Raw genomic sequence first — 19002 nt, 5'->3', positions numbered from 1 at the left:
TTTTTTTTTCAAGGATCGGCGGACGCCCGAGATCTACATAAGGGGTATCGTCGGCAGCGTCAGAGGTGTATTAGCGACAGGGCAGGATCGGCACGCGCCACCGGACCGGAGGCCGCCGCGCGTGCGGGGACGAAAGCACTCTAAAGGACGGCCATTCGGGGAATGTGACCTGGTGGCCGTCGGCTCGTCAGCGGACGGTGGTGGTCGCCATTCCGTCGGGTGGCGGTGGTGGCGCCGTCGGCTCGTTAGCGGACGGACGTGCGCGCCTTCCCGCTCATAGGGCGCGGTGGTGGGGCGTTTCCCGTCAGAGGGTGGCGGGTGGTGCGGTGCTGGCGCGATGGACCAGGGTCGTGGGCAGTTCGGTGCGGGCCGGGGTCTCGCCGGACAGCAGTGCGGCCAGGGCGGCCGCGCCCAGCTCGGGCCAGGGCTGGCGGACGGTCGTCAGCCCCGGCGTGAGGTGCGCGGCGGCCCACGAGTCGTCGAACCCGATAACGCTCACATCGTCGGGCACACGGAGGCCGTGCTCGCCGATCGCCTGGTACACCCCCACGGCCATGGCGTCGGAGCAGGCGAAGACGGCGCTCGGCGGGTCGGGGAGGGCGGCGAGCATCGCGCGGGTGGCCCGCAGCGCGCTGTCGTTCTGGAAGTAGCCGCACACCTCCCAGCCAGGCTCCACCGGCAGCCCGGCCGCGGCCATGGCCTGGCGGTAGCCTGCCACCCGCTCGGCGGCGCACGGCACGCCGGGCCGGCCGGTCACGATCGCGATCCGCTCGTGCCCCAGGCCGATGAGATGCTCGGTGGCGGTGCGGGCCCCGGCCAGGTTGGCGGAGACGACGACGGACACGCCGGGCGGTGGCTTGCGGCGCGGATCGACGATGACCGAGGGGATGCCCTGGTCGGCCAGCCAGGCGCGCTGCGTGGCGGTCGGCGAGGTGCGTACGAGCAGGACGCCCGCGCTGTCGCGGGCGCTGATCCGGTCCAGCCAGGCGGGCGGCGGCTGGCCGTTCTTGGTCCGGCCGACCACGGCGGAGACCACCAGGTCCACGCCCAGCCGCCAGGCCGCGTCCTCCACGCCGCCGAGGATCGCCAGCGCGTACGGCGAGTCCAGGCCCTGCAGCATGACGTCCACCATGCTGCCCTTGGCCGGCTTGAGCCGCTGCCTGGGATAGCCGCGCCGCTCCAGCACCTCGGCGACCAGGCGGCGGGTTTGGGCGGAGACGTCTGATCTGCCGTTGAGCGCCTTGGAAACGGTTGCAACCGAAACCCCGGCCTCACGGGCGATCACCGCCAGCTTGGGCAGTGGCGGGGGCTGGTCGTCGGCCGTCATGTCCCCACTTTCCTCCGCTCCGGCGGTGAAAGGCCAGGCCATGGGCCGAAAATTTCGAAATTTCGGCGTTTGTCCTGATGATGGCCTTGGAGGGGTTCGTGTGCCATTGACGTTGCGTGCGGGCTAACGCAACGTTTCCTGCAACCGATTGCAGGCAGGCACCACCGCAAAGGAGTCGTACACGTGGCCGTCGTCTCGGCGTCTCCGCCCCGCACGAAACCACGTCGAGCAGGAGCGTTAACACCATATGTGCTGATCGCACCGTCGTTGATCGCGATGCTGGGGTTCCTCGTATACCCCATGGCCAGCGTGATCTACTACAGCCTTCAGCGGTACAACGTCACCAAGCCCTGGGACAACGGCTTCGCCGGGCTCGACAACTTCCGCACGCTGCTGTTCGAGGACCCGATCTTCTGGCAGAGCCTCGGCTTCAGCCTCCGGTGGGTGGTCGTCGAGGTCCTGTTGCAGTTCCTGCTCGGGCTGACGCTCGCGCTGATCGTCAACGAGAGCTTCGTCGGCCGGGCGCTGTCGCGGGCGATGGTCTTCTCCCCGTGGGCGGTCTCCGGCGTGCTGACCACCGCGATCTGGGTGCTGCTCTACAACCCCTTCACGGGGGTGTCGCGCTATCTGGCCGACATGGGGCTGATCTCGTACGGGGCGGCGCCGCTGGCCAACCCGGACACCGTGTTCTGGGCGGCGGTGGTGGCCGAGCTGTGGCGCGGGGTGCCGTTCTTCGCGATCCTGCTCCTCGCCGACCTGCAGTCGGTGTCGAAGGACCTGTACGAGGCCGCCTCCGTGGACGGCGCGAGCCGGCTGCGCCGCTTCTTCCACATCACGCTGCCGCACCTGCGCGACGCGATCATCCTGTCCACGCTGCTGCGCTCGGTGTGGGAGTTCAACAACGTCGACCTGCTCTACACGCTGACCGGCGGCGGCCCCGCCCACCAGACGACCACGCTGCCGCTCTACGTCGCGCAGCTGGCCGCCCAGTCGCACGACTTCGGCTACGCCACGGCGCTGACCACGGTGGCGTTCCTGATCCTGACCTTCTTCTCCATCACCTACCTGCGACTGAGCAAGTTCGGGGCCAAGTCATGATCCAACGGGAGAACCGGGTGTCCCGCTGGCAGATCTACCTCCCGCTGGGCCTGTACCTGCTGTTCACGCTGGTGCCGTTCTACTGGATGCTGGTCTTCGCGTTCCGGCCCGCCGGATCGACGGCGATCTTCCCGTGGCCGATCACGTTCGAGCATTTCGACACGGTCTGGAATGGGATGGGGTTCGCCGTCTTCTTCCAGAACAGTCTGCTCGTCGGCGTCGCCTCGCTGATCGCGACCACGGTGGTGGCGCTGGCCGGCGGGTACGCCCTGGCCCGCTACCAGTTCAAGGGCAAGGCCGCGTTCATGGTCGGGATGCTGTGCACGCAGTTCATCCCCGGCGCCCTGATGATCATCCCGCTGTTCGAGATCTTCCGCACCCTCTCGCTGACGAACTCGCTGTGGAGCCTGGTGATCGCCGAGACGGTCTTCCAGCTCCCGCTCTCGCTGATCCTCATCAGCGGCTTCATCCGCAACATCCCGTACGAGCTGGAGCAGGCGGCCTGGGTGGACGGCTGCGGCCGGCTGCGCGGCTTCCTCGCCATCGTGCTCCCGCTGCTGCGGCCCGCGCTGGTCGCGGTCGGCTCGTTCGCCTTCATCCACAGCTGGAACAACTTCCTTTTCGCCCTCATGTTCCTCAACGACCAGGAGAAATTCACCGTGCCCGTGGGCCTGGCCTACAACCTCGGCGAGAACAGCGTCGACTTCGGCGCACTCGCCGCCGGCGGCGTCGTCGCCGCCCTGCCCGTCGTCATCGTCTTCGCCTTCATCCAGCGCTACCTCGTCCAGGGGATGTCGGCAGGGGCGGTGAAGGGATGACCGCGACCTACCGCAACCCCGTACTCAACGCCGACTGGTCCGATCCCGACGTGATCCGCGTGGGCGACGACTTCTACCTGACGGTCTCCACCTTCACCAAGGTCCCCGGGCTGCCGATCCTGCACTCGCGCGACCTCGTCAACTGGACGATCATCGGCCATGCCGTGACCAGCGGCTATGCCGACGTACGGCCCGGCTGCGGGGTGTGGGCGCCGTCGCTGCGCCACCACGACGGCCGGTTCTGGATCTTCTACGGCGACCCGGACGTGGGGATCTGCCAGGTCAACGCCGCGGACCCGCGTGGCCCGTGGACCGCGCCGCACGTGGTCAAGCCGGGGCTCGGACTGATCGACCCGTGCCCGCTGTGGGACGAGGACGGGCAGGCGTACGTGGTGCACGGCTGGGCCAAGAGCCGGGCCGGCGTCAACAACCGGCTCACCCTGCACCGGATGGCGCCGGACGCGAGCGCGGTGCTGGACGAGGGCACGCTGGTCATCGACGCCGACTTGCTGCCGGGGTACCGGACCCTCGAAGGGCCCAAGCTGTACAAGCGCGACGGGGCGTACTGGATCTTCGCGCCGGCGGGCGGGGTCGAGCAGGGCTGGCAGTCGGTGTTCCGGGCCGAGTCGATCTTCGGCCCGTACGAGGACCGGATCGTGCTGGAGCAGGGCGGGACAGACGTCAACGGCCCGCACCAGGGCGGCTGGGTGAACACCCCGTCCGGCGAGCACTGGTTCATGCACTTCCAGGACCGCGGCCCCTACGGGCGGGTCGTCCACCTGCAGCCGATGGCGTGGGAGGACGGCTGGCCGGTGATGGGCGACAAGGGCGAGCCCGTGCTGGAGGGCCCGGTGCCCGTCCAGGGCGGCGCGCCGGGCGAGCCCGCCACCTCGGACGACTTCGCCGGCCCCGCGCTCGGGCTCCAGTGGAGCTGGCAGGCGGAGCCGGACCCCTCGTGGTGGGAGCTGCGCGACGGCACGCTGCGCCTGGCCTGCGTCGAGGGACCCGAGGATCTCACCGAGCGGCCCGCCGTGCTCGGCCAGCGGCTGCCCGGCGACCCGTGCACGGTCACCACGAGCCTCACCCTGGCCGGCGACGGCCGCGCGGGCCTGGTCGTCCTCGGTTTCACCTACGCCTTCGCCGGGCTGGAGCGCACGGGGGACAAGACCGTCCTGGTGTGCGGGGACATGGAGCCCGTGCCCGTCGAGGACGGCACGACCGTCACCGTCGGCGCGCGGATCGGCGACGGCGCGCTCGTCACGTTCCTGGCCGACACCGGGGAGGGGCTGCGCGAGATCGGCGCACCCTTCCAGGCCACGCAGGGCCGGTGGGTCGGGGCGGTGCTCGGCCTGTTCGCCGCGGGGAGTGGGACCGGCCAGGCGATCTTCGACACGTTCACTGTGCAGAGAGGGTCAATCCAATGAGACGACGTGTCCCCGCGGTGCTCCTGGCCGCGGCCGTCCTGGCCGGATGCGGCTCGGACGCGGGCTCCGACGGCAAGACCGAGATCACGTTCTGGGACACCAACGCCGGTCCCGCGCGTACGCCGATCTGGCAGCACGCGATCGCGGAGTTCGAGAAGGCCAACCCGACCATCAAGGTCAACTATGTGGGCGTGCCGATCGCGCAGGCCGCGCAGAAGATCGACACGGCCATCGCCGGCGGCGGCACGCCGGACGTGGCCGACGTGGCCACCTCCGGGCTGGGCAACCTGGTCGCCCAGAAGGCCCTGGAGCCGGTGGACGACCGCATCGCCAAGAACCCCGCGCTGAACGGCAAGTTCAACGACTCCCTGCTGACGACCGTCAAGAACGTCGTCCCGGACGGGAAGATGTACATCATCCCGACCTCCACCAACGCCGGAGCGTTCTGGTACCGCAAGGACTGGTTCGCGCAGGCGAAGCTGGAGCCGCCGAAGACGTGGAGCGAGTTCTTCTCCGTCGTGGACAAGCTGACCAAGCCGGAGGAGAACCGGTTCGGCTTCACCATCCGCGGCGGCGCGGGCTCGATCGCGCAGATGCTGGAGGTCGTCTACGGGCAGTCCGGCATCACGGAGTTCTTCGACGCCTCGGGCAAGGCCACGATCAACGACCCGCGCAACGTGACGGCGCTGGAGAAGTACGCCGGGCTCTACAAGAAGAACACCCCGGAAGCCGACCTGCAGAACGACTACGTCAAGATGGTCGCCCAGTTCGACACGGCCGGCAGCATCGCCGTCATGCAGCACAACCTGGGCTCCTACCAGGACCACATGAAGGCGCTCGGCCCGGACAAGGTGGCCTCCTTCTCCGTGCCCAAGTCCGACTCCGGCGTCCAGGCGGTGCTGTCCAACCCGGTCAGCGGCGTCGGCGTCTTCGCGGCCAGCGAGAAGAAGGAGGCCGCGTTCAAGCTGGCCGAGTTCTTCGCCGCCAAGGAGACGGACGGCTACATCGCGGAGAAGTCCGGGGTCATCCCGGCCAACACCGACGTGCAGGGCACGCAGGCGGCGCACATCACCGAGGCGCAGCGGGTGCTGAACGACCCGGCGACCAAGGTCGTGCAGATGCCCTACTACCTGCCGGAGTTCAACGAGATCACGAAGACCTGGTCGGAGCCGCAGTTCCAGAAGGTGCTGCTCGGCCAGCTCAGCGCCAAGGACTTCCTGGACCAGTTCGCGGCCAAGCTGACCGAGGCGCAGGCCGGATACAAGAAGCGGCACGGCTGATGCACGCCGTCGCCGCGCTCGCCGTCGCCGCCGTGACGGCGCTGACCCCCGCACCCGACCTGGGACATCAGATCCTGGCCTCCAACGACGGGTGGGCCGCCGCCGAGGGCGGCACCACCGGCGGCGCCGCCGCGCGCCACGCGGTGACCGTCCGCACCCGTGACGAGCTGGCCGCCGCCGTCGCCGGCGACGAGCCGAAGATCGTGTACGTCGAGGGCGCCGTCACCGCGCCCGCGAAGACCTGCGCGGACTACGCGGCCCCCGGATACAGCCTGCCGGACTACCTCGACGCCTACGACCCCGCCCGCTGGACCGGGCCGGCGTCGGGGCCGCTGGAGGAGGCGCGCAAGGCGTCGGCGGCCGGCCAGCGGCGTGACGTGGTCATCGGCATCGGCGCCAACACCACGCTCATCGGCCGGCGGGGCGCCTCGCTCAGCGGCCTGGCGCTGGCCGTCGAGCAGTCGGACAACGTGATCATCAGGAACCTCGCCGTCCACGACGCCTACGACTGCTTCCCCGGCTGGAGCGGCGGCGACTGGAAGACCGAGTACGACAACGTCATGATCTCCGAGTCCCGGCACGTCTGGGTGGATCACGTGACGCTGACCGACGGCGACCGCCCCGACCAGGCGGAGCCGTACTACTTCGGGGCGCGTTTCCTGCACCATGACGGGCTGCTCGACGTCGTCAGGGGCAGCGACCTGGTCACCGTCTCCTGGAGCGTGTTCTCCGGGCACGACAAGTCGCTGCTCTGGGGCAACACCGACAATCCCGAGCACGACGCGGGCAAGCTGCGCGTCACGCTGCACCACAACGCGCTGACCGGGCTCAACCAGCGCGCGCCGCGCGTCCGGCACGGGCAGGTGCACGTCTACAACAACGCCTACACGGTCCCGGCGGGCTCGGCGTACACCTACTCCTGGGGCGTCGGGGTCAACTCCGCCATCTACGCCCAGAACAACACCTTCCGCCTGCCCGAGGGCACGAGCGCGGACAAGATCATTTACCGCTGGGGCGGCAACGCGATTCACGAGGAGGGCACGCTGGTGAACGGCAGGCGCGTGGGGGTGCTGGCGGCGTACAACGCGGTCAACGACCCCGATCTCGGCGGCGACGTGGGCTGGACCCCGGCGCTGCACGGCCGGGTGGACCCGGCGTGGGCCGTCGCGGCGCTGGTCAAGGCGCGGGCCGGCGCGGGGCGGCTCTCGTGAGGGTCGCCGTGGTCGCGCTGGTCGCGGCCCTCGTCCTGATGCCGGTGCCCGCTCAGGCCCAGGCTCGCGAGCACGCGCAGCCACGCGCCGACGGCTTCGCCGGGCTGAACGCGTTAGGCGTGGACGGCACCACCGGCGGCGCGGCCGGCCCCACCGTGACCGTGGACAACCAGGCCGACCTGGAGCGCTACGCCACCGCGGCCGAGCCGTACGTGATCAAGGTCAAGGGCTCGATCGCGATGCAGCCCTACGGCAAGGAGATCGAGGTCGCCTCCGACAAGAGCATCGTCGGCGCGGGCGCGGGCGCCGAGATCGTCCAGGGCGGCTTCTTCCTGAACGGCGTGCACAACGTCGTCATCCGCAACCTGACGATCCGCGACTCGTACGTGCCCGGCGACTGGGACGGCAAGACCAAGGACTTCGACGGCGTCCAGATGGACGGCGCCCACCACGTGTGGATCGACCACAACCACTTCACCCGCACCGGCGACGGCCTGCTCGACATCCGCAAGGACAGCGACTACATCACGGTCTCCTGGAACGTCTTCAGCGACCACAACAAGGCCTTCGGCGTCGGCTGGACCGCCAACGTGGTGACCAAAGTGACGATGCACCACAACTGGATCCGCGGCACCCACCAGCGCAACGCCAGCATCGACAACACCGAGGCCGCGCACTGGTACAACAACTACGTCCAGGACACCGCGATGTACGGGACCATGATCCGCGGCAGCGGCCGGCTGGTCGTCGAGAACAGCTACTACCGGTCGGTGCCCGACCCGATCGTGGCCAAGGACCCGGCCTCCCAGGTGGTCCAGCGCGGCAACGTGTTCGACGGGACGTGGGGGCGCACCGACGACACCGGCGCCGCGTTCGACCCGTCCTCCTACTACGCCTACACCCTCGACCCGGCGGACAGGGTGCCCGCCATCGTCAGCCGCGGCGCGGGGCCCGCCGGCGGCGTCCGTCCCGCCCCGCGCCGGATCACCGTGGCGCTCGACGGCACCGGCGACTTCGCCAGCGTCCAGGCCGCCGTCGGCGCGGCCCGCCCGGGCGCCGTGATCACCGTCCAGCCGGGCGTCTACCGCGAGATGGTCCGGGTGTGGAAGGGCCTGAAGGACGTCACGATCAGGGGCGCGACCGGGCGGGCCGAGGACGTGGTCATCACGTACGAGCTGCCCGCGAACGGCGCCAAGTTCTACGGCGGCACGTGGGGCACGGACAGCGCCACCGTCGGCGTCTTCGGCAGCGGCATCACCGTCGAGGGCCTCACCCTGCAGAACGCCTACGACGAGTCGGCCGCCCCCGGCCCCGCGCCCGCCGTCTACACCGGCGCCGGGCGCAGCACCTTCAGGAACGTCCGGCTCCTCGGCAACGAGGGCACCTTCCAGGCGGACGGCCGGGCCCACCTGCGGGACTGCTACGTGGAGGGCGACGTGGACATCGTACGCGGAGCCGGCACGGCCGTCCTGGACCGCTGCGTGATCAGGTCGCTCGCCCCCGGCTCCGTGACGGCGGGCGGTCGCGTCCTCATCACCGGCAGCCGGCTGGAGGGCGACGCGGCCAAGCCGGTCTCGCTCGGGCGGGGCGACGGGCAGAGCGTGGTGCGCGACTCCTGGCTGGGCGCGCACGTCAAGGACGATCCGTGGGAGGGCGCGGGCCTGTTCGCCGAATACCGCAACACCGGTCCCGGCGCGGCGGTCAACGCCGACCGGCCGCAGCTCACCGACGAGCAGGCGGCCGAGCACACCCCGGAGCGGTACCTGGGGCGGCGCTGACGGTCCCCGGAGCGGCGCCGCCCGTGCTCGGGCGGTGCCGCTCGTGGGTCCGGGGGGCGGTCACTTCTTGCGGACGGGCACCCTCACCGGGCGGACGATGATGCTGCCCGCCGTCCACGCCACCTCCCCGGCCGGCGCCGCGAGCGTCAGGCCGGGGAGCCGTTCCACGAGCACGGAGAAGATCTCCTGCAGCTCCATCCTGGCCAGGTTCGCGCCCAGGCAGTAGTGCGCGCCGCGGCCGAACGCCAGGTGCGGCGACTCGCGCCGCACGTCCACCGCGAGCGGATCGGTGAAGATCGACGGGTCGAGGTTGGCGCCGGCGAAGGACGCGATCACGCCCTCGCCCTTGCTCACCGTGCCGGAGGGCAGCTCGACGTCCTCGGTCGCCACCCTGATCAGCGGGCTGTCGCCGGGCTGCTCCAGCCTGAGCAGCTCCTCCACCGTGCCGGGGACCAGCCCGGGGTCCGCGGCCAGCCGCTCGTAGCCGTCGCGGGGGTCGAGCAGCCGCAGTATCGACCTGGCCAGCACCGATCCGGTCGTCTCGTGACCGGCCAGGAAGAGACCGAGCGCGTTGCGGACGAGCTCCTCCTCCGACAGGCGGTCCTCGCCGTCACGGGCGTTGATCATCGAGGCCAGCAGGCCGGTGCCCGGCTCCTCCCGGTGCGCCGCGATCAGCTCGGCCATGTACGCGTAGAACTCCATGGCCGCGGTGAGCTTGTCCTCCTCCGAGAGGCTGGAGGTGGACAGCATGGCGTCCGACCAGGCCCGCACGCGCACGGCGTCGATTCCCGGCACGCCCATGACATCGCAAATCACCTGCACGGGCAGCGGAAATGCGAAGTCATGCAGAAAGTCGAACTCCTCGGGAAGCCCGTCGACGAGCTCATTCGTGAGCGCTCTGAGCCGGGGCCGCCAGCTGTTGACCTGTCGCGGCGTGAACACCCCGGACAACAGCCTGCGTAACCTTGTGTGCTCGGGCGGATCCATGCTGGTGAGAATTCCGGGGGTCTCCGCGATGGTGAATCCCGAGTACATCCGGGGTGCGCCGGGAAAACTCAGGTCGCGGATGAACCGGGGGTCGCTCAGCACGGCGGCCGCGTCCTCGTAGGTGGTGGTCAGATAGACCGTGTCCCCGCTGGGCAGCAGCACTTTCCCGAGCGGCTCCGCGGCCCGCCGGCCGGCGTACGATTCCGCCGGGACACCCCGGGGCCCGGGCGTGAACGGGTAATTCTCGAATGCGGCCATGAATGGGACGGTAACCAGTTATGTGAAATCCCGGTAGACCCTAGGATCGCATTGTGTCCTTTGATCCCAGCACGCCAAATCTCGCCCGCATGTATGACTACATGCTCGGTGGCAAGGACAATCTCGGGGTGGACCGCGCGGCGATCGACCAGCTCACGCGGCATATTCCGGAGGCGGTGCCGATAGCCAAAGCCAATCGCGCCTTTCTGCAACGCGCCGTCCGCCAGCTGGCGGCCGCCGGCATCCGGCAGTTCCTCGACCTGGGCAGCGGGCTGCCCACCCAGGGCAACGTGCACGAGATCGTCCGCGAGGCGTCTCCTGACGCCAAGGTGGTCTACGTCGACCACGACCCCGTGGTCGCCGCGCACGCGCGGGCACTGCTCGAAGAGGAGGGCCGGGTCGTCTTCCTCCAGGCCGACCTGCTGCGCCCGACCGAGCTGCTGGCCGCGCCCGAGGTCACCGGCTTCCTCGACCTGAGCGAGCCCGTGGCCGTGCTGCTGGTGTCGATCCTGCACTTCGTCCAGGACGCCGGCGATCCGGCCGGGATGGTGAAGATCCTGCGTGACGCGCTCGCGCCGGGCAGCTACCTCGTGCTCACCCATGCCGTCGCCACCATCGGCAGGGAGCAGGCGGAGGAGAGCGCCAAGGACGTCTACCGGGGGTCGTCCACCGGCGGGGCCACGGGCCGCACCGAGGCGGAGATCCGCGCGTTCTTCGGTGACTTCGAGCTGGTCGAGCCGGGGCTGGTGCAGGTCTCGGACTGGCGGCCCGACCATCCGGAGATCCTCAGGGACGAGGCCCTGCCGGGCTATCTGCTGGCCGGTGTTGGGCGGAAGATGGCCAAGTAGCCTGCCCTATCGGCCTTTACCGGAAAGGGCCCACCCCTAGGGTAGTCGCACGACTACGCGTAGTTACGATGGCGAAGTTCGTGTTTGTACCGCTCCAGGGGGCTGGAATGACTGACGAGACCAGGGCCGACAAAACGAGGGTCGCCTCGGCCGAAGAGAACGCGGTAGGTGGCGAGGCCACCCTGCTGCACGCCCAGGATGACCCGCTGGCCGCCGCCGCGGTCGACGTGGCCGTCGAGACCGAGCTGCTGGAAGACGACGACGACCTGGCCGACCGCGCGGCCGCGGAGTCGGAGTGGCTGGCGGCCAAGCGGCAGAGCGAGCGTCAGATCGCCGAGCTCGACTCCAAGAATCTGGACCGCGTCCGCCGGATCCAGCAGGACCTGCGCGCCACGGGGGCCGACGTCTGGCCGGTCGCCAGGTGGTGGGGCTTCGAGATCCACCTGAACGAGAGCGCCGCGCTGCAGGCCGGCGAGATCGCCACGCTGGCCGGCGACCTCGCGGGGACCGTGCTCGGCTCCTGGCTGCGCGCGATCGTCGAGCGCTCGGTCAGGGAGAAGTCCGCCTGGATCACCGCGGCCGCCCGCCCGTACGGCGTCAAGCTGGTCTCGCCCTGGGTCGCGCCCGCCGCGCTCGTCCCCGTCCGTGAGGCCGGCACGCCCGTGGGCGAGCCGAAGCTGTACTGGGCGGTCCACGAGCCCGGTGAGGGCTGGGCGCCGGACCAGCGCTTCGTCGAGCACTTCAACGTGTCGGACCCGGCGGTGGCCGAGTTCCAGGACCGGCTCTGGCTCGTCCACCGGGGCAACGCGGGCGACTCCAGCCTGTGGTGGACGGTCTACGACGCCGAGCAGGGCTGGAGCGCGGACCAGAAGTTCCCCAAGCACTTCAGCCGGTCCAACCCCGCGCTGGCGACCTACCGCGGCCATCTCTACTGCGTGCACCGCGGCAACAACGACGACGCCTCGCTGTGGTGGACCAGGTGGGACGGCTCCAAGTGGAGCGCGGACCAGAAGTTCCCCAAGCACTTCACCGCGGTCGCGCCGGCGGTGGCGGCGTACGACGGGCAGCTGTACGTCGTGCATCGTGGCAACGGCGACGACGCGTCGCTGTGGTGGACCAGGTGGGACGGCTCCAAGTGGAGCGCCGACCAGAAGTTCCCCAAGCACTTCAGCCGGTCCAACCCCGCGCTGGCGACCTACCGCGGCCATCTCTACTGCGTGCACCGCGGCAACAACGACGACGCCTCGCTGTGGTGGACCAGGTGGGACGGCTCCAAGTGGAGCGCGGACCAGAAGTTCCCCAAGCACTTCACCGCGGTCGCGCCGGCGGTGGCGGCGTACGACGGGCAGCTGTACGTCGTGCATCGTGGCAACGGCGACGACGCGTCGCTGTGGTGGACCAGGTGGGACGGCTCCAAGTGGAGCGCCGACCAGAAGTTCCCCAAGCACTTCAGCCGGTCCAACCCCGCGCTGGCGACCTACCGCGGCCATCTCTACTGCGTGCACCGCGGCAACAACGACGACGCCTCGCTGTGGTGGACCAGGTGGGACGGCTCGAACTGGAGCCCCGACCAGAAGCTGCCCGGCCACTTCGCGGCGGAGGGCCCCGCGCTGACCGTCTACAAGGACCGCCTCTACGTCGTGCACCGCGGCAACTCCGACCGCAGCCTGTGGTGGGCCTCCTTCGACGGCTCGACCTGGTCGGCCGACGAGGAGCTGCCCGGCCACCTCAGCGGCGGGGCCCCGGCGGCCGTCGCCTACCGCGACCGCAACGCCACCCGCGACCAGCTCCTGGTCGTGCACCGCGGCGTCCGCTGACCGCGCGGCGAAGCCGGCAGGCCGGATAGGAACCGCCTGCCGGCCGGACAGGAAGAAGGTGCCGGCTCGGCGTCGAGCCGGCACTTCTCGTGCGCGGCGCCGGGATCACCAGCCGGCGAGCTGCTCCAGGAACCACTCGACCAGCGGCTTGGACACCGCGCTGTGCGGCGAGTTGGCCGTGTCGCAGCAGAACGCGTCCAGGAACGTCTCGTCCTTCGGCAGGTCGCGGAGGTCGAGATACAGCTCGGACTGCCACTGGAACGGGTCCCTGGCCAGGGCGATCGCGCTGATCGCGGGCACGAAGCAGCTGTTGCGGAAGCGGTCCTGGATCGGCAGCCCGACCACGTCGGCGATCCGGCCCCAGGAGTCGAGCGTGCCGCCGGGCGCCCCGTCGAAAGCGGGCACGTGCGAGGTGGCGCTCGTCCACACGGGAGCGTCGAAGCGGACGGTTCCGACGTTCTGCAGCTCGCCCAGGTCCGGCTGGATCTTGGCGGTGAGCTGCAGCGGGCCGGCGTTGAGGTCGAAGACCGGCGTGCCGGGCGGCAGGTCGAGGCCCGTGCCGTCACCGATGCCGTTGGCCAGGCCCAGCTTGTACGGGCGCATCGGGAACCAGCCGACCCTGCGCAGGTCGTCCAGGAACTCCTGGCGCAGCTCGCTGGCGGTGGTCACCGGGCCCGAGTAGTTCTCGTCCTCGACCCAGCCCCACAGGAGCTGCTGCGCGGCCGGGCTGCGGATCAGCTCGGCCTGCCCGGGGCCGTCCTGGCGCGGCTGGAGCGACTCGTGCAGGTAGGCGAGCTGCTGCAGCACCAGCGGGATCCAGGCGCCCAGGTGCGGGGTGTCGTAGGAGAAGTACTTGTCCGTCTGGTGGTCGATGCGCTCGGTCTCCATGCGGGCCAGGGCGTACCTGGTGATCATCCCGCCCATGCTGACCCCGCCGACGACCAGCGGGGCGTCGCCCTGCCGCTCCTCGATGGTGCGCAGGATGCCGCTCACCGCCACGGCCGCGTTGGCCTGGATGAAGGTGTGGCGCTGGTCGAAGCCCAGCAGCACGACGTCGATGCCCATCGCGCGCAGCTGGTCGAGGAAGCCCGGCGTGCCCTTCTGGTAGGGGGCGTTGAAGTGCGCCCACAGCTCGCTCAGGTCGCTCGGCCCGTAGTTGAAGCCGTCGGCGAGGATCAGCGGCCGGGTGAGCGCGGAGTGCCCCTCGGCCAGGTAGACGTTGGCGCGGCCGGTGGCCGTGCGCCCCTGGTGCGGCTTGTCGCCCACCAGGTCCCACTCGTAGTCGGGACGGGGCGCGTCGCTGGTGCGGGCGGCCGGGGTGGCGAACCAGACCCCCTGCTGCCCGAGCGCGGCCGCGATCCGCTGGACCTGCTCGGAAGTCAGGCTCTGCGCGACTTCGTCCGTTCTGGTCTCGACGTCGATTCTCGGTTGCTGCGCCATGATCGATCCTCTCGCTAGCATGCGGGGCCATCTGGGGCCCCTGAGCACACCTTACGATCACTGTCAGCAATTGTCCGTGCACAAAGAGTAGTGGCGTGAGAGTCGTCTTTGCGGGCCATCGTCCGAGGTCACAAGGGGCTTGTCCGGGCCTTCCGCGGCTCGCGCCACCTCACCGCTGGAACCCCGTCCGCGCCCCGAACACTGTCACGGCCTTCGTCTGCGTGAAGCCGAGCAGCTCCTCCGCGCTCTCCTCCCGTCCCACGCCCGATGCCTTGACCCCGCCGTACGGCACGCCGGGGAAGTGCTGGGACGAGCCGTTCACCCAGACGAACCCGGCCTCGAACGCCGCCGCGAACCGGTGCGCCCGCGCCAGGTCCCGCGTCCACACCGCGGCGGTCAGCCCGTATTCGACCGCGTTGGCCAGGCACAGCGCCTCCTCCTCGCGGGTGAAGGTGAGGACGCTCAGCACCGGGCCGAAGATCTCGTGGTTGGCCACGCTCATGTCCTGCCGGACGCCGGTGAGCAGGGTCGGCTCGACGAAATAGCCGCGTTCCAGGTGGGCGGGCCGGCCGCCCCCGGCCGCCACGACGGCGCCCTCGCGGCGGGCGGCCTCGACGTGGGCGAGCACGCGGGCGGCGTGCTCGCCCGAGACCAGCGGGCCCACGTCCGTCCCCGGATCGAGCGGATGGCCGACGACGAGCCCTTCCATGAGGGCGCGGACCCGGTCGATCACGACGTCGGCGACGTCGGAGTGCAGCAGCAGCCGCGAGGTGGAGCCGCAGGACTGGCCGGTGCTGGCGGTCAGGTTCATGCCCTTGACCGCGCTCGCCGCGGCGGCCTCCAGGTCGGCGTCCGGGAAGACGACCATCGCGTTCTTGCCGCCGAGCTCCAGCGTGACGTGCTTGACCGCGACCCGGGCGGCGCTCTCCTGGATGGCCCGCCCGGTGCGCTCCCCGCCGATGAACGCGATCCGCCGGATCCCGGGGTGCGCGGCGATCGCCGCGCCGGGCTCGGGGCCCGCGCCCGTCACCACGTTCAGCACGCCGGGCGGGAGCAGGTCCGCGAACAGCTCGCCCATGCGCAGCGCCGACAGCGGGGTCTGGTGCGCGGGCTTGACGATGACCGTGTTCCCGGCCACCAGCGGCGCGGCGATCTTCCCCGCCGCGAACATGATCGGATGGTTGTACGGGAGGATCCGCCCGACCACCCCGTACGGCTCGCGCACCGTGTAGTGCAGGTGCTCGGCGCTGGCCGGGACGACCTCGCCGCGCAGCTGTTCCCCGACTTCAGGCGGGTGGAGGAGGACTACTTCCGGCGTACTCGGATATTTCCGATCATGCATGTGGTGGTGGTCAAACGTCCGCTGTACGAGCGCCACCCGTGGGTCGCGCGGTCGCTGTACAAGGCGTTCGAGGAGTCGCTCCGGTACGCGTACGAGGACCTGCGGCACCGCAACGCGCTGAAGGTCATGCTGCCCTGGCTGGACGAGCACGTACGCGAGACGCTGGCGGTCCTCGGCGAGGACTACTGGGCCTACGGCCTGGAGCGCAACAGGCACGTGCTCGACCGGTTCGCCGCTTATTCGCACCAGCAGGGGCTGGCGCGCGAGCGGTGGGCGCCGGAGCAGATCGTGCTCGGGCAGGCGTCCGACGGCTTCCTGCTCTGACGGCCGGCGACACGCCCGTGTGGGCGGCGACCTTGGCCACGAAGAAGCCCGTGACCTTACATTTCCTGGTACGGCCGGGTAGGGGGCTGGTGGAACCCGGTGGAGCACGGAGAAAAGGACGCATCATGCATCAGCGTGATCTCGGACAGCAGGGCCTGACGGTGTCGGCGCTGGGGTACGGCGCGATGGGCATCTCCCTGGCCTACGGGCCTTCGGACGAGAAGGAGGGCACCGCGACGATCCGCCAGGCCCATGAGCTGGGCGTGACGTTCTTCGACACGGCCGAGCTGTACGGGCAGGGCGAGAACGAGCGGATCGTCGGGGCCGCGCTGGCACCCGTACGCGACGAGGTGATCATCGCCACCAAGTTCGGTTTCGACTTCACCGGCACCAGGGAGGAGGGTGTCGACAGCCGGCCGGAGCACATCCGGGAGGTCACCGACAACAGCCTGCGCCATCTCGGCGTGGACGTCATCGACGTGCTCTACCAGCACCGCGTGGACCCCGGCGTGCCGATCGAGGACGTCGCGGGAACGGTCAAGGAGCTCATCGAGGCCGGCAAGGTGCGCTACTTCGGGCTGAGCGAGGCCGGCGAGCAGACCATCCGGCGGGCGCACGCCGAGCAGCCGGTCTCGGCGCTGCAGACCGAATACTCCCTGTTCGAGCGGGACGTCGAGGTCCTGTTCCCCGTCCTGCGGGAGCTGGGCATCGGGTTCGTCCCGTACTCGCCGCTCGGCCGGGGCTTCCTCACCGGCCAGGCCAAGCCGGCCGCCGAGTACGACCCCACGGACATGCGAAGCTGGGACGCCCGGTTCCAGCCCGGCAACTACGAGAAGAACGTGGCGGCCACCAACCGGCTCGCCGAGCTCGCCGCGGACAGGGACGCCACGGTCGCGCAGCTCGCCCTCGCCTGGCTGCTGGCCCAGGGCGGGGACATCGTCCCCATCCCGGGGACCCGCAACCCCCAGCGGCTGTCGGAGAACGTGGCCGCCGCCGATCTCACCCTGGACGAGAGCGATCTCAAGCTGATCGCCGAGATCCTGCCGAGCGGGGGATTCGGCGCCCGCTATCCGGACAGCATGCTCCCCACCTGGCACTGACCGGCCCGCACGCGGCCCGCGCGACCGGCCACGGGCGATCCAGCCGCCCGTCCGTGGCTCCCGGCCGTTCGTGCGCTCCGACCTCAGCGCACTCGGATCTCCGCGGCCTCGGACCTCAGCGCTCTCGGACCTCCGCGGCCTCGGACCTCCGCGGCCTCCGGTCGGCCGCGGCCGCTCTTGAGGCGCTGGGGGCGGCAGGTCATTGGATCGTCAGGACGACCTTGCCGTCGACGCCCTGCCCGGCGAGGCGTCCGGCGGCCTCGTCGATGCTCGTCCAGGGCAGGACGGCGTCGATCGGCGGGCGCAGCCGGCCCTGCCGCACCAGCTCGACCAGCCGCCGCAGCATCGGCTCGCCGTCCGTGCGGGCCATCATGACGTTGCCCAGCCAGAGCCCCTGCAGGCGGACGCCGGGCGTGTAGTAGAAGTCGGCGGGCAGGAAGCTGGTCTCCTGGCGGCTGCCGTTGCCGAAGGTGACGCAGACGCCGTGGGGCGCGAGGGCCGTGAGGGCGGTGGCCAGGCTGTCGCCGCCCACGCCGTCGAGGATCACGTCGTAGCGACCGGCGTCCTTGGCCGCCGCGATCGTGGGGAAGACCGTCGCCGACGGGATCCCGTCCGCGCGTAGCAGCTCGGGCAGGGCGGGACGCCGGCTGATCGCGTACACGTCGGCGCCCGCCAGGTACGCCAGCTGGCAGGCGAACCGTCCGACGCCGCCGGCCGCGCCGGTGATCAGCACCTTGCGGCCCAGCAGGGTCCCGGCCGACTCCAGGCTGAGCAGCGCCGTCAGGGCGGCGACCGGGATCGCCGCCGCCTGGGCGGCCTCGACCGGCTCCGGGATCTCGGCCATCCAGATCGCGCGGGTGACGACGTACTCGGCCCACGCTCCCTGCGGGACGAACCCGTACACCCGCGTGCCCTTCTGCGGCGTGCTGCCGTCCGCCGCGCCCGCCTCGACGACGCCGGCGAAGTCCCACCCCGGCACGTAACCGTCGGTGGCCGCCAGTGCGGTGCTGACCTCGCCGGCGTTCAGCGAGAAGGCCTCGACCCTGATCAGCGCCTCGTCCGGCGCGGGCTCCGGCTGGGGCGCCTCGGCCAGCCTGAGTCGGGTGGCGCCGGTCGGATCGGTACGGACTGCTCTCATGACGCGGCTCCAGTTCGGTCTATTACGAGAATGACGATTATCGGTATAGCATCCGAGATATTCGGAAGTCAACGTTTCCGTTAAGATGAGAGGGTGGGCGAAGATGGCAAAGTGCGAGGTCGGCCGCGTGATCCAGCCGTCGGCGCGGCGGCGCTCCGCGAGACGCTGGCGCTGCTCGACGAGCACGGCTACGACGGGTTGCGGGTCGCGGACGTCGCTCGCAACGCGGGCATCGGGGTCAACTCCCTCTACCGGCGCTGGCCGACCAAGTACGCCCTCGTGGTCGAGGCGTTGCGGGCCGCGGCGGCGCAACGCGAGGTCGAGCCCACGGACGACCCCGTTGAGGACCTGGTGACGGGGCTGATGAAGACCGCCGCGGGGCTCGGGCGGCGCGCGGCGCCGCTCCTGGCGGTCCTGCTGTCCGACCCCGCGTCCGAGCTGGCGTCGGCGGTGCGGGAGGCCAAGGTCGAGCCGTTCCTGGTGGCCAATCGCGAGCGCCTGCGCCGGGTGCTCGGCCCGGTGCCCGGCCTGGAGGCCCGAGCCGACGCGGGGCCAGCGCTGGTGCTGCTGCACATGATGATCCATGGCAGCTCGCCCGATGAGGCGACGATGCGCGAGCAGATCCTGCCCGTCATGATCGGAACGGAGCCACCCGCGACCCGCTGACCGAGCCGGCCAGATCGAGGGCCACGTCCTCGGCGGAAGGCGGTCGCGGGCACGGGTGGATCACCGCCGTGGAGTCGTAGCGGTATCCCCTGTGGACGACCGGCGCGGGCACGACGCCGGTCAGGTGGCTCGGCTGGGGGGAGGCG

At 70.6% G+C, this 19002-nt stretch carries 17 protein-coding genes; 11 read left to right on the top strand and 6 right to left on the bottom strand.

Translation table 11 applies throughout. The features are described from left to right. Positions 1-304 precede the first annotated feature (304 nt). Positions 305-1327, bottom strand: coding sequence for a LacI family DNA-binding transcriptional regulator (locus ETD85_RS46855; RefSeq protein ID WP_138696323.1), 1023 nt, complete (start codon positions 1325-1327; stop codon positions 305-307). 249 nt (positions 1328-1576) lie between these two features. On the opposite strand from ETD85_RS46855, the gene ETD85_RS46850 reads away from it, so the two are divergent. From ETD85_RS46850 to ETD85_RS46825, 6 genes are read left to right on the top strand one after another with little or no spacing between them, the layout of a single operon-like run. After that, positions 1577-2425 carry a carbohydrate ABC transporter permease gene (locus ETD85_RS46850; protein WP_240779878.1) on the top strand — a complete coding sequence of 283 codons (849 nt, stop codon included), beginning with the start codon at positions 1577-1579 and terminating at the stop codon, positions 2423-2425. Further along, a complete protein-coding gene (locus tag ETD85_RS46845; RefSeq protein WP_138696322.1) occupies positions 2422-3243 on the top strand; it encodes a carbohydrate ABC transporter permease in 822 nt (273 codons plus the stop codon). Before ETD85_RS46850 ends, ETD85_RS46845 begins: the two co-directional genes overlap by 4 nt. After that, the gene (locus ETD85_RS46840) at positions 3240-4667 is read left to right on the top strand and encodes a glycoside hydrolase family 43 protein (protein ID WP_138696321.1); all 1428 of its coding nucleotides are present in this window, start codon (positions 3240-3242) and stop codon (positions 4665-4667) included. The genes ETD85_RS46845 and ETD85_RS46840 overlap by 4 nt, the downstream gene beginning before the upstream one ends. Beyond that, positions 4664-5947 (top strand): ABC transporter substrate-binding protein, encoded by a 1284-nt coding sequence (locus ETD85_RS46835; RefSeq protein ID WP_138696320.1) that lies wholly within the window; start codon positions 4664-4666, stop codon positions 5945-5947. Before ETD85_RS46840 ends, ETD85_RS46835 begins: the two co-directional genes overlap by 4 nt. Beyond that, on the top strand, positions 5947-7158 hold the full coding sequence (locus tag ETD85_RS46830; protein ID WP_206059314.1) for a pectate lyase family protein: 1212 nt from the start codon (positions 5947-5949) through the stop codon (positions 7156-7158). Before ETD85_RS46835 ends, ETD85_RS46830 begins: the two co-directional genes overlap by 1 nt. Next, positions 7155-8936, top strand: a complete 1782-nt coding sequence (locus ETD85_RS46825) for a pectinesterase family protein (protein ID WP_206059313.1) — start codon at positions 7155-7157, stop codon at positions 8934-8936. Before ETD85_RS46830 ends, ETD85_RS46825 begins: the two co-directional genes overlap by 4 nt. 60 nt (positions 8937-8996) lie before the next feature. Here the strand turns inward: ETD85_RS46825 and ETD85_RS46820 are convergent, their stop codons facing one another. Beyond that, a complete protein-coding gene (locus ETD85_RS46820) occupies positions 8997-10181 on the bottom strand; it encodes a cytochrome P450 (protein ID WP_138696319.1) in 1185 nt (394 codons plus the stop codon). A gap of 53 nt (positions 10182-10234) precedes the next feature. Between ETD85_RS46820 and ETD85_RS46815 the strand changes: the two genes are divergently transcribed. Together ETD85_RS46815 and ETD85_RS46810 are read left to right on the top strand one after the other, a co-directional pair. Further along, positions 10235-11029: an SAM-dependent methyltransferase gene (locus ETD85_RS46815; RefSeq protein WP_276617365.1), complete on the top strand. Its 795-nt coding sequence runs from the start codon at positions 10235-10237 to the stop codon at positions 11027-11029. 107 nt (positions 11030-11136) lie between these two features. After that, positions 11137-12846: a PLL family lectin gene (locus ETD85_RS46810; RefSeq protein WP_138696317.1), complete on the top strand. Its 1710-nt coding sequence runs from the start codon at positions 11137-11139 to the stop codon at positions 12844-12846. Positions 12847-12951: 105 nt separating this feature from the next. On the opposite strand, the gene ETD85_RS46805 is transcribed toward ETD85_RS46810, so the two are convergent. Together ETD85_RS46805 and ETD85_RS46800 are read right to left on the bottom strand one after the other, a co-directional pair. After that, positions 12952-14286: a lipase family protein gene (locus ETD85_RS46805; protein ID WP_138696316.1), complete on the bottom strand. Its 1335-nt coding sequence runs from the start codon at positions 14284-14286 to the stop codon at positions 12952-12954. 169 nt (positions 14287-14455) lie between these two features. Continuing rightward, the gene (locus ETD85_RS46800) at positions 14456-15628 is read right to left on the bottom strand and encodes an aldehyde dehydrogenase family protein (RefSeq protein ID WP_138696315.1); all 1173 of its coding nucleotides are present in this window, start codon (positions 15626-15628) and stop codon (positions 14456-14458) included. Between ETD85_RS46800 and ETD85_RS46795 the strand changes: the two genes are divergently transcribed. Next, positions 15623-15952 (top strand): hypothetical protein, encoded by a 330-nt coding sequence (locus tag ETD85_RS46795; protein ID WP_138696314.1) that lies wholly within the window; start codon positions 15623-15625, stop codon positions 15950-15952. The genes ETD85_RS46800 and ETD85_RS46795 overlap by 6 nt on opposite strands. Before the next feature lie 125 nt (positions 15953-16077). After that, on the top strand, positions 16078-17052 hold the full coding sequence (locus ETD85_RS46790) for an aldo/keto reductase (protein ID WP_138696313.1): 975 nt from the start codon (positions 16078-16080) through the stop codon (positions 17050-17052). Positions 17053-17251: 199 nt separating this feature from the next. On the opposite strand, the gene ETD85_RS46785 is transcribed toward ETD85_RS46790, so the two are convergent. Next, positions 17252-18190, bottom strand: coding sequence for a zinc-binding dehydrogenase (locus ETD85_RS46785; RefSeq protein ID WP_138696312.1), 939 nt, complete (start codon positions 18188-18190; stop codon positions 17252-17254). A gap of 111 nt (positions 18191-18301) precedes the next feature. Between ETD85_RS46785 and ETD85_RS46780 the strand changes: the two genes are divergently transcribed. Continuing rightward, a complete protein-coding gene (locus ETD85_RS46780) occupies positions 18302-18856 on the top strand; it encodes a TetR/AcrR family transcriptional regulator (protein ID WP_206059312.1) in 555 nt (184 codons plus the stop codon). Here the strand turns inward: ETD85_RS46780 and ETD85_RS65110 are convergent. Beyond that, the coding region (locus tag ETD85_RS65110) for a hypothetical protein (RefSeq protein ID WP_206059311.1) at positions 18822-19002 on the bottom strand (181 nt) is incomplete at its 5' end. The genes ETD85_RS46780 and ETD85_RS65110 overlap by 35 nt on opposite strands.

Origin of the sequence: Nonomuraea zeae, assembly GCF_005889725.1 — a bacterium.
Taxonomy (GTDB): domain Bacteria; phylum Actinomycetota; class Actinomycetes; order Streptosporangiales; family Streptosporangiaceae; genus Nonomuraea; species Nonomuraea zeae.
The sequence above is the reverse complement of the archived record's forward strand: the minus strand, read 5'-3'. Positions and strand labels throughout refer to the sequence as shown.